At 71.0% G+C, this 10,833-nt stretch carries 8 protein-coding genes; 5 read left to right on the forward strand and 3 right to left on the reverse strand.

Features of this window, described 5'->3' with window-relative positions:
* From D7X32_RS40185 to nadD, 4 genes are all read left to right on the forward strand, one after another.
* Positions 1-660: HEAT repeat domain-containing protein (locus tag D7X32_RS40185; protein WP_500683173.1), on the forward strand; the 660-nt coding region annotated here is incomplete at its 5' end.
* A 62-nt stretch (positions 661-722) separates the two neighbouring features.
* Positions 723-1,913, forward strand: coding sequence for an exo-beta-N-acetylmuramidase NamZ family protein (locus D7X32_RS40190; protein ID WP_120607806.1), 1,191 nt, complete (start codon positions 723-725; stop codon positions 1,911-1,913).
* Between the two features lie 7 nt (positions 1,914-1,920).
* Complete coding sequence (locus D7X32_RS40195; RefSeq protein WP_120607807.1) at positions 1,921-2,595, forward strand: hypothetical protein; 675 nt, start codon at positions 1,921-1,923, stop codon at positions 2,593-2,595.
* Positions 2,596-2,605: 10 nt separating this feature from the next.
* On the forward strand, positions 2,606-3,172 hold the full coding sequence (nadD, locus tag D7X32_RS40200) for a nicotinate (nicotinamide) nucleotide adenylyltransferase (protein ID WP_120607808.1): 567 nt from the start codon (positions 2,606-2,608) through the stop codon (positions 3,170-3,172).
* Positions 3,173-3,178: 6 nt separating this feature from the next.
* Here the strand turns inward: nadD and D7X32_RS40205 are convergent, their stop codons facing one another.
* Positions 3,179-6,364 carry a hypothetical protein gene (locus D7X32_RS40205; RefSeq protein WP_120607811.1) on the reverse strand — a complete coding sequence of 1,062 codons (3,186 nt, stop codon included), beginning with the start codon at positions 6,362-6,364 and terminating at the stop codon, positions 3,179-3,181.
* Between the two features lie 88 nt (positions 6,365-6,452).
* Between D7X32_RS40205 and D7X32_RS40210 the strand changes: the two genes are divergently transcribed.
* On the forward strand, positions 6,453-7,778 hold the full coding sequence (locus D7X32_RS40210; RefSeq protein ID WP_120607809.1) for a hypothetical protein: 1,326 nt from the start codon (positions 6,453-6,455) through the stop codon (positions 7,776-7,778).
* Positions 7,779-7,947: 169 nt separating this feature from the next.
* On the opposite strand, the gene D7X32_RS40215 is transcribed toward D7X32_RS40210, so the two are convergent.
* Positions 7,948-8,802, reverse strand: coding sequence for a Rossmann-like and DUF2520 domain-containing protein (locus tag D7X32_RS40215; protein ID WP_120607810.1), 855 nt, complete (start codon positions 8,800-8,802; stop codon positions 7,948-7,950).
* 179 nt (positions 8,803-8,981) lie between these two features.
* Positions 8,982-10,833, reverse strand: a 1,852-nt coding sequence (locus D7X32_RS40220) for an AAA family ATPase (protein WP_147450463.1), incomplete at its 5' end; no start/stop codon positions are given.

The raw sequence follows: 10,833 nt of genomic DNA on the forward strand, positions 1-10,833 counted from the left end.
CCTCCCAGCAGCACGACCGCCAGCAGCACCGCGCACACGCCCCAACCCGCCACGGTGCTGGGAAAGCAGGCGCGGACCGCGACGGATGCGCTCTGGGCGCGCGCGTACGCGAAGCTGCCGCCCGCCATCACCTCCAAGGTGTCGTCCACCGTGGCGGGTTGGGGCGTGTGCGCGGTGCTGCTGGCGGTCGTGCTGCTGGGAGGGGCGCTGCTCGTCGGCGAAGGGGGCGCCACGATGCGGGCCATCCGCGACGTGGAAGGCACCACTGGCGCGGAGCGGGTCAATCGCGTGAACGAGGCGAAGCGGCTCATCCGGCAGGAGCAAGCGGACCAGCGCTCCTACCTCAACGGGCGGCTGGAGGAGGCGCAGGGCAACCTGGTGCCCTCGGTGGTCCACTACGCGGCGGCGGTGCGCAAGGACGGCAACGACCGCGCGGCGTCCCGGCTCATCTCGTTCCTGAAGCATGAGCAGTGCCCCGTGCGCTCCAGCGCGGCGGAGGCCCTGGCCAACCTGCGCCTGGAGTCCGCGCGCGGGCCGCTGGAGACGCTGGCCGAGGACGGAGGCCCGAACGACGGCGCGTCCGGGGGCTTCCTCGGGCTGGGCACCTGTGACTCGAAGAAGACGGCCGCGAGCGCGCTCAAGCGCCTGGCCTCGAACTGAGCTTCCGAACCTGACCTGCCTTGCCCGCGCATGACGTGGGCGGCGGGACGAGGCGACCGAACGTGACGAAGGTGAAGACGGGACTGGATGTGTGGGCCGCGCAGGGGTTCTCCGCGCTCAAGGGCAAGCGCGTGGGCGCCATCGTGAATCCCACGAGCGTGGACTCGCGCTTCCGCCACCTGGCGGACCTGCTGGCCGGCACGCAGGGCGTGACGCTGGCGGCGCTCTTCGGGCCGGAGCACGGCATCCGCGGCGAGGCCCAGTACATGGTGGCCGTGGACGAGGCGCGCGACCGCAAGACGGGCGTGCCGGTGCACAGCCTCTACGGCTCCACCTTCGAGTCGCTCTCCCCTCGCCAGGAGTGGCTGAAGGGGCTGGACGCTGTGGTGTTCGACATCCAGGACGTGGGCAGCCGCTACTACACCTACGTCTACACCATGGCCCTGGCGATGAAGGCCGCCGCGCAGGCCCGCGTGCCCTTCTACGTGCTGGACCGGCCCAACCCGTTGGATGGGGTGACGCTGGAGGGCAACCTCGTGGGGGACAAGTTCCGTTCCTTCGTGGGGCTGTACGCGCTGCCCAACCGCCACGGCATGACGGCGGGGGAGCTGGCGCGGCTGTTCAATTCACAGGAGGGCTTCGGCTGCGAGCTGACGGTGGTGCCGTGCGAGGGATGGACGCGCGACATGCACTGGAGCGACACGGGCCTGCCGTTCCTGCCGCCGTCGCCCAACATGCCCACCGCGGACACGGCGCTGGTGTACCCGGGCATGTGCCTGGGGGAAGGCACCAACGTGTCGGAAGGCCGCGGCACCTGCCGGCCCTTCGAGCAGTTCGGCGCGCCGTGGGTGGACACGGACAAGCTGCTCGCGCGGCTGGACATGGAGCGGCTGCCGGGCGTGGCCTTCCGCCCGGTGGGCTTCACGCCGACGTTCGACAAGTACAAGGGCCAGTCGTGCAGCGGGGCGTTCATCCACGTCACGGATCGCAAGTCGTTCCAGCCGCTGCGCACGGGCATCGCCATCTTCCAGGCGCTGCACGACATTGGCCCGGGCCACTTCGACTGGCGGGCGGACGCGTACGAGTTCGTGGAGGACGTGCCCGCGTTCGACCTGCTGTGCGGCACCGACCAGGTGCGTCGCGGCATCGAGGAGGGGTGGAGCCTGGACCGGATGCTGGAGGGCTTCGAGCTCCAGACGGAGGCCTTCCGCAAGCACCGCGAGCCCGCACTGCTGTACGCTTCCGGGCGGTGAGCTCCACGTGATTGGCGTCTTCTCCGATACGCACGGCGACCTGGGCGCCTTCGACGCGGCCTACGAGCTGCTGCGGGCGAAGGGCGCCCGGCGCTTCCTCTTCATCGGCGCGCGCTACACGGACCTGGATGAGTGGGTGCTGTGGCGCCGGCAGAAGAGCCGGGGCGGGCGCGAGTACTCCGACGCGGACTTCCTGGCGGACGTGACGCAGTGGCTGGTGACGCCGCAGGAGGGCCTGTCGCGCACGCCCGCGTCCCGCGAGGCACCCGCGGACCTGGCATCCGAGGACGACCGGCGGCTGGTGATGGAGCGCTTCGTGCGCGTGCCGGAGCGCGACTCGCTGGCGTACCGGGACCCCACCGTGGCCAACAAGGCCATGGACCTGGTGGGGGACACGCTCTGCTGCGTGGTGCACGACAAGAACGACCTGGTGCGGGACGACCTGCTCAACGCGCAGGTGTTCATCCACGGCAAGGAGCCGGATCCAGCGGTGGTGCAGATTGGCCCGCGCTACTTCGTGACGCCGGGCCGGTTGGTGGGGGCCGCGGAGCAGACGTGCGGCCTGCTGGAGAAGACGGAGCGCAACCTGAGCTTCTCCGCGTTCCGGTTGGATGGTCACCTGGTGCTGCCGCCCCGGGTGCTGCAGGTCGATTCGCGCTCGACGAAGCTCACCGTCAAATAAGAGGCCCGCCGTGAAGGTCGCGCTGCTCGGAGGCTCGTTCAACCCGCCGCACGTGGGCCACCTGATGGCGGCGTCCTACGTCCACGCGACGCAGGGCGTGGACGCGGTGTGGCTGATGCCCACGTTCCACCATCCGTTCGGCAAGCAGCTGGAGTCCTTCGAGGCGCGCGTGCGCATGTGCGAGGCGCTCTGCCGTGAGACATCCGGCTGGCTCCAGACGAGCCTGGTGGAGCGCGAGCTGGCCGGTGGCGGGCGCACGGTGGACACGCTGGCGTTCCTGGTGGAGCGGCACCCGGACACGCGGTTCTCGTTGATCATCGGCAGCGACATCCTGAGGGATCTGCCGCACTGGAAGGACTTCGACCGCATCCAGCGGATGGCGCGCGTGCTGGTGCTCTACCGCGCGGGCTACCCGGCGCCGGACACGGTGGGGCCGCCGCTGGCGGAGGTGTCCTCCACGCAGGTGCGAGACCAGCTGGCGCGCGGCATCGAACCGTCGGAGCTGGTGCCCTCCGGGGTGCTCGCGGTGGCGCGCGCGGAGGGGCTGTTCGGCCTGCGCGGACCGCGCGGTGGGTAGGCCGGGCTAGAAGGTCAGCCCGATGATGTGCAGGTCGCCGAAGCCGTCATCGAAGCGGTGGGCGTACTGGTAGAAGAAGGCGAGGGCGTAGGCCTGGCCCACGGTGAGCCGCAGCGTGGCGGAGCCTCCCACCGCCGCGTGGTTGTCCCGGTTGTCCGTGCGCGCGATGGCCCCGAACCCGTCCAGCTCCAACTGGCTGACGAAGAGGGACGGCAGCACCCACAGCGTGGAGGCCCAGCCGTAGTCGATGATGAAGCGGTAGCGGTAGCGCGCGTTGGCCAGAAGCACGTTGCGCGCGCGGAAGGTGTGGTCTTCGTAGCCTCGCAGGTACTCGCTGAAGGCGAGGCCCGGCTGGAGCTGGAGGGGCAGGCCGCCATCGCTGGTGCTGTCGCGGTTGATGAAGAAGGCCTCGCCCGGGAGGATGCCGCCCACTTCCAGCAGGCCATCGGGCGCACCGGGCAGGGCTCGGCCCGCGACGGAGAGCTGGAGGTTGTCCTTGCCGGTGAAGGGCAGGCCGCCCAGGTAGCCGTCCACGCCCAGGCGCAGGTCGCCCACGGTGGAGTCGAGCGCGAAGGCCTTCGGGAAGATGCCGCCGCTCACGGACAGCCCCAGGCCGCGCTGCGTGCCGCCGTAGGACGTGCCCTCGCCAGCGAAGTACGACGCGGCGGCCTCCGGGCCGATGAGGCGCGTGGTGATCTTCGGCCGGCGATCCGTGGCGTCGAAGCGGCGGTCGAGCGCGAGCACGCCGAAGCTCACCGGCGTCGTCCAGAACGTGCGCGACGCGAACGCGGTGGCCTGCAGGTCCGTGCGATCGTTCTCACGCAGGCGCGACGCGGAGACCTGGATGTAGAAGGGCGACAGCAGCGCGTTGCCGTACGCGAACGACACGCCAGGCTGCTTCTCCTTCATGTCGTAGGTGAGCGTGAGCGCGTAGGCGTTGAAGCCCAGACGGTCCTGGCCCGCGATGGAGATGCCCCCCGCGAAGTACGGGTCGTTTTCGTCGACGTCGTTGGGGACCGTGTAGAAGTAGGGGACCCGGTAGTTCGGGATGAAGAAGCCTTCGAGCGGCGAGTACGGCTCGTCGGTCAGCACGTCCACCGCGCGGCCCGCGACGGGCGGAGGCGCCACGGGAGCGTCCACGTCGCGAGCGGGATCCACCGGCGGTGGAGGCGGCGCGACCTGTGCCGTGGGGACGTCGGGAGGGGCCTGCGTGCGAGCCTCCGCCGGGGACGTGGACTGGCCGGGGAAGGCGACGAAGCCCTCTTGCGAGTCCGGACCGGGTGAGCCCGAAGGTGGCGTCGGGGTAGGGCTCGTGCCCTGCGCCACCGCGTCCGGCGTGGCCGGGCCTTGCGCGGCGGAATCCGGCACCGGAACCGGCGCGGTCGCGATGCTCCCGGACGGCGGCTCGGGTGTCGCGCGCAGCTCGGCCAGGGCCTCGGCGAGGGGCGCGCGGTCCACGGTGAGGTTCGTGCCGTCGCGGTTGAGGAACACGACCGCATCCCCGCCCACGGGCGCCACGTCGAGCACCAGGATGGGCGCGTCGGTGACGCGGGCGATGCGGCGGGTGGACACCGTCATCACGTGGGCCTGGAGCCGCCCCTGGTGCTCGCGCAGGAAGACGAGGTGGTCCTCGTCCAGCCACCGGGGCGAGTAGTTGAAGAGCCCGTCGCGCGTGAGCCAGCGCAGCGAACCATCCGGCTCGCGCAGCACCAGGTCCCAACCCTCCGCGCCGGCCAGGGGGAACACGTAGCGCCCACCCTCCGGGGAGGTCACGGGCGTGCCCAGCGCGGTGTGCGCCTTGAAGTCCGTCAGCCGCTCGCGCGTGCCCGTCTCCAGATCCAACCGCACGAGGTTCGCCGCGTCGCCCTTCACCTCCACGAACACGTAGGACCGGCCGTCCACCGTGACGTCGCCGCCCATGCCCTCCAGGCCGTCCCACAGCCGCACCACGTCACCCGTGCGCGCGTCCACCCGCCACAGCTTCCCCGTGTAGCTGCCCACCGAGTCCACGTCCGCGCTGACCAGGTACAGCCACTGGCCGTCGCGGCTGAACGTCATGCCGCTGACCAGCGACGGGCTGGCCACCACCCACCGGCGTCCTGGCAACAGTTGCACCAGCGCGCGGCTGAAGCGCTCGCGGCCGTCGCGCTCGCGCACGGTGAGGCGGGTGATCTGCTCTCGGCCCACGCTCAGCAGCGCGGTGCTGCCGTCGAGCGGGTTCGCGGCGAGCCGCGAGAAGTAGCCCGCGTCCGGCACGAGCACCTGCTGGGTCGCGGGGCGCTCGCGATTCGCGAGGTTCTTCTGGAGGCTCTCCTCGAACTCGCTGAACAGCGACCCGATGTCCTTGCCGTACACGCGCTTGAACCGCAGCGTCACCGCGAGGGGCGGCAAGAGCGAGCTGCCCTGTTCGTCCACCAGCTTCCACAGGCGCTCCTCGCCGTACTTCCGGGCGAGGTACTCCACGAAGTTCATCCCGGTCAGGTAGTTGCCGCCGAACGGCTCCAGCGCGCGGTTCTCCGGGGACAGGTAGCCCGCGTTGAGCTCGCCCTTCCGGGCCTGCACCGCGCCCTCCCACCAGCCGCGCCACACCGGGCTGTAGGGACGTCCCGTGTCCTTGCCCAGCCGGCCCTCGTAGTAGGTGGCCAGGCCTTCCAGGAACCAGGACTCGGTGAAGATGTTGGGCTGGAAGAGGCCGCCCGTGACCTTGTTGAGGACGTTCCAGATTCCTCCCACCTGCTGCATCTGCACGTAGTGGACGGATTCGTGACAGGCCACGTCGCCAATCTCCGTCTCACCCAGGCCCAGCAGGTTGAACTGCTCCAGCGTCATGTGCTGGGGCAGCACCATCTGCTGCGGCGTGCTGGCGAATTCCGACTGGACGTACGCGTTGTTGAAGTCCGCGCTCGTCAGGTAGACGAGGACCCGCTTGCGCTCGGCCTTGCTCCACGCGTCCGTGCGCAGCCGGTCCACGCAGGCTTCCATCCGGGCGGCCACCCGCAGCGCCGTCGCGCGCAGGTGCACCGGGTAGTACAGCTCCAGGGACTGCGTGGTGAGCTTGTGCATCTCGTCCCGGGCGAACGACGCCTGGACGTTTTGCGGAAAACGGGGTGCGACGAAAGCACACCCCGATGTCAGCAGGAGGAGACAGGCGAGGATGGCGGGCTGGCGGGCAGGCCCGCGAGAAGCTGACATGCCGGGCATCCTACAGAGCACAATTCGTAGTCACGAACGCGTTTTTCACGGTAAGGGATCGCGTCGCCTTCCTCACAGGAATCTTGCCATGACCGAACCCGCCGAGCCCCAAGGGCTCCCTGTTCCGCAGCACGTCCACAATGCGCAGCTCCAGCTCTCCGCCGCGTTGGAGAAGGCCAGCGGCGCGCCGGTCGACCTGACGAAGGCGCCGTGGGCGGATGTGGAGAAGTCGGTCATCCAGCTGTTGGGCGGCCGGTTCGACCCGAACAACCCCAACCACCAGGGCGCGGCGCTGGGCCTGGCGGGCGGCTTCGCGCTGCGCCTCATCTCCGAGCACCAGGCCTTCTGGTTCCCCAACCGTGACTCGCCCGAGGGCGCCTCGCTGGGCTTCCCGGAGGCCATCATCATGCTGTCCCCGTTTGGGGCGGTGATGGATTCGCTGGCGCAGGGCAAGTTGACGCGGCTGGACGACCTGGCCAGCGACATCCGCCGCTCGCTGGGGCAGGTGCGCTTTGGCACCAACCCCGCGCAGGCCCTGGGCGGCGCTCAGCCCCAGCGGCTGGCGCCTCCGGACTACCAGCGCCTGTTCGACCCGGGCTTCCTCCAGTTCATCGTGGTGGATCAGGCCAAGGCGAAGCAGACGTTGGAGGCGAAGACGGACGCGCTGGCTCGCGACGTGCGTGACGCGTTGGGCCGCACCCAGCCGCCGCTGCCGCCGGAAGCCCGCCAGCAGTTCGAAGGTCAGATCGTCACGTCGCTGCAGCGCATGGAGCAGGGCAAGACGCTGGCGGATCAGGCCGAGCGCGCCCCGCGGCTCGCGGAGCTGATGACGCACCTGGTGGCGACGGTGGGCGGCACGGGCTCCGCGCCGGAGGAGTTCTGGCACGACGTGGTGCTGCCGCTGCTCTTCATCGGCACGCCCGCGAGCTTCCCGCCGCTGGATGACGAGGAGCTGGACGCGTTCAAGCAGGGCGCGGATCCGCTGGCGCTCTTCGTGGACGTGGTGCCGCACTCACACCGCTCGCCGGACGAAGGCCTGCTGGGCGCGTTCGAGATGTCGGAGATCGGCCTGGTGCACCCGGCCTTCCAGAAGGTCGGCGCGCTGCGCCTCATCCGCATCAACCCGGACCGCCTGAAGCCGCTGCTGGAGAAGTACGACCCGAACGCGACCATGGACGCGGTGCAGCGCTTCACGGCGCACGTGTCCAAGGCGGCGGGCCAGCCGGCCGCGGAGTCCCCGCAGGGCAAGGAGATGCTCCAGGCGGCGCTGACGCTGCTGGCGGACCTGAAGCGCTCCGTGTCGGTGTCCGGCGACGTCTGCCTGCGCCGCCTCACCGAGGCCGAGGCCGCCTCCGAGCAGGCGCTGGCCATCGTGCGCCGCGCGCTGCAGAGCCCCCGGATCATCCTCACCTAGTCAGGTGCGAAGGGCGCGCGTCCGGGGCCACCGGGATGCGCGCCGTAGGGCCCCCGCTCCGGGCAGAAGGCCGGAGCGGCGGAGCATGAGGATGAAGTTGGACCGCTACCGCTTCGTGAGCAGGGCATCCAAGGCGGCACGCGGCGGACTGACGCGGGGCTGGAAGGCCTCACTTCTTCGCGAGCAGGGCTTCCAAGGTGGCGCGTTGCTCCGGCTGAAGCCGCCCCGAGGCCAGCCGCAGGGCCCGCCGTGAGAGCAGTGCGTAGAGCGGAGCGATGTCCGCAGGCAGCGCCGAGAGGTGCGCCGCGACAACGCCCGCGTCTCCCCGGACGATGGGGCCGGTGAGTCCGCCTGAAAGTCCGCGTGCTTCGATGCCACGCAGCGCCGAGCGCATCAGGGGCAGCAGGGCCTTCAATGCGGCCTCGGGTTCAATGCCGGCCGCGCCCAGCGCGCCCACGGCCGCGTCCGCCAGGGACACCAGTCCGCCAGCGCTCAGCACCGCGCCCGCGTGGTAGGCGGCCCGGTGCGCCTCCGGCACGTCGAACATCGCGAAGCCCACGTCCTCCGCCATGTGCTGGAGCAGGGCACGCAGGGCAGGGGAGCGCGTGCTGATGGCGGCCGTGTGGCCCGCGAGCGAATCATGCGCGGAGGACACGGCGCAGAGCGGATGGAAGGAACCCACCGCACGGCTTCGCTGTGCCCCCAGCACGGAGAGGGGCAGGGCGCCCGCGGTGTGCACCAGCGCCACCGTGCGCGGCAGCTCGCGCGAAAGGGCTTCGGACACCGAGGGCACCGCCGCGTCCGGAACGCATAGCACGCAGACGCGAGCCTTCTTCAGGTCCCCCGCGGTCGCGGGCTTCAGTCCCAGGGCCCGAGTGCGCTCACGGCCCGCGTCGTCACGAGAGTGCACGCGCACGGGCCAGCGCTTCGCCTGCAACGCCAGCGCGAGCGCGCCTCCCAGCCGGCCCGCACCGACGATGACCACGGGGACCCGCTTCGCCTTCGCCGGAACAGGCGCCTTCATGCTCTGCGCAGGCTGATGACGCGAGGCCGTCGGACGCGCTCGAGCCAGATTCTCGGGCTCGGAGCGAACGGTGACCTGCTCAGGCTGACTACGCGAGGCCGTCGGACGCGATCGAGCCGGATTCTCGGGCGCGGAGCGAACGGTGCCGCTCCGCGCGCCCATGCCTTGCTTCGCCACCGTCAGGCGGCGTCCCGGGCGAACTGGAGCTGCCCGGCCTGCACGGCCACGCGCACGCGGTCACCCGCGCCGAACTCGCCGGAGAGGATGCGCTCCGCCAGAGGACCTTCCACCAGCCGCTGCACCACCTGGCGCATCGGCCGCGCGCCCAGCATCGGGTCGAAGCCGCCGGACTTGAGCAGGTGACCCACCACGTCCGTGCCCGCCGTGTAGACGATGCCGCGCTCCGTCGCGAGCCGCTTGCTGCTCTCCGCCAGGATGAGCGTGGCGATCTTCGCCACCTCCTGCTCCGCCAGCGGACGGAACGGCAGCCGCTCATCGATGCGGTTCCACAGCTCCGGAGGCAACGCCTTGCGCGCCGTGTCCGACGCCATGTCCAGCGCCTTGCTCTCGGCCGCGTCCGCCGCGCCGAAGCCCACCGCGCGGCCCGTGCGGTTGAACGCGTCCGCACCCAGGTTCGTTGTCATCACGATGACCGTGTTCGAGAAGTCGATGTGCCGGCCCTTGCCGTCCGTCAGCCGCCCCTCCTCCAACACCTGGAGCAGCAGCATCTGCACCTCGCGGTGCGCCTTCTCGATCTCGTCCAGCACCACCACCGACGACGGCCGCCGGCGCACCGGCTCCGTGAGCTGGCCGCCTTCGCCGAAGCCCACGTAGCCCGCGGGCGAACCGATGAGGCGCGACACGCCGTGGGACTCGGACATCTCACTCATGTCCAGGCGCACCAGTGCGTCCCGGTTGCCGAACAGCACCTCCGCCAGTGCCCGCGCCATCTCCGTCTTGCCCACGCCCGTGGGGCCCAGGAAGAGGAAGCTGCCCATGGGCCGGCGCGACGCGAAGCCCGCGTAGTTGCGGCGGATGACCCGCGCGATGCGGCCCACCGCGTCGCTGTGACCAATCACGCGCTCCGCCAGGTCGTTCTCCAGCCGCAGCAGCCGCGCGGAGTCCTTCATCAGGAGCCGCTCTTCCGGCACGCCCGCCAGCTTCGCCACCACGCGCGCCACGTCCGCCGCGTCCACCCGGTGCTTGCCCTCGCGGTGGCAGCGGCTGCCCGCCAGGTCCACCACGCTGATGGCCTTGTCCGGCATGAACCGGTCCGTCACGTAGCGGCTCGCCAGCGACGCGGCCGCCTCCAGCGCCTCCGGCAGGTAGCGCAGCGCGTGGTGCTCCTCGTAGCGCCCGATGATGCCCTGGAGGATCTGCACCGTCTCCGGCACCGACGGCTCGTTCACCACCACCGGCGTGAAGCGCCGCTCCAGCGCCGGGTCCGCCGCGATGAACTTGCGGTACTCGTCGTGCGTCGTCGCCCCGATGCAGGGGAACTCGCCGCGAGCCATCGCCGTCTTCAGCTCGTTGGCCGCGTCCTGCGGGCCCTCGCCCGTGGAGCCCGCGCCCACCAGCGTGTGGATTTCGTCGATGAAGACGACCACGCGCCCCTCGGCCCGCCGCACCTCTTCCTTCAGCGCGTTGAGCTTCTCGGAGAACGAGCCGCGCAGCTGCGTGCCCGCCACCAGCGTGGCCATGTCCAGCTCGACGAGGATCTTCTCCGCCAGCGTGCCGCGCAGGCCCAGCAGGCGCTGCGCCACACCCTCCACCACCGCCGTCTTGCCCACTCCGGGCTCGCCCAGGAGGCACGGGTTGTTGGTGCGGCGCTTGCCCAGGATGTCGATGACCTCCTCGACCTCCCGCGCACGGCCCACCACCGGGTCCAGCTTCCCCTCGCGGGCCGCCTGGCTCAGGTTGCGGCCCAGCGACGTGAGCATCGGGAACGCCTTGGCGTCCAGCGCCAGGGCCTGCCCCTTGGCCTGCGAGGGCGGAGGCGCGGAGGTCTTGGCCACGGGCGCGGGGGGCGGG

Source organism: Corallococcus carmarthensis (genome assembly GCF_003611695.1).
In the GTDB taxonomy this organism is placed as follows: domain Bacteria; phylum Myxococcota; class Myxococcia; order Myxococcales; family Myxococcaceae; genus Corallococcus; species Corallococcus carmarthensis.

Coding starts and splice junctions, on each gene's coding strand:
- D7X32_RS40205 (WP_120607811.1), bottom strand. CDS start 6,364: ATGTCAGCTTCTCGCGGGCCTGCCCGCCAGCCCGCCATCCTCGCCTGT.
- D7X32_RS40210 (WP_120607809.1), top strand. CDS start 6,453: ATGACCGAACCCGCCGAGCCCCAAGGGCTCCCTGTTCCGCAGCACGTC.
- D7X32_RS40215 (WP_120607810.1), bottom strand. CDS start 8,802: ATGAAGGCGCCTGTTCCGGCGAAGGCGAAGCGGGTCCCCGTGGTCATC.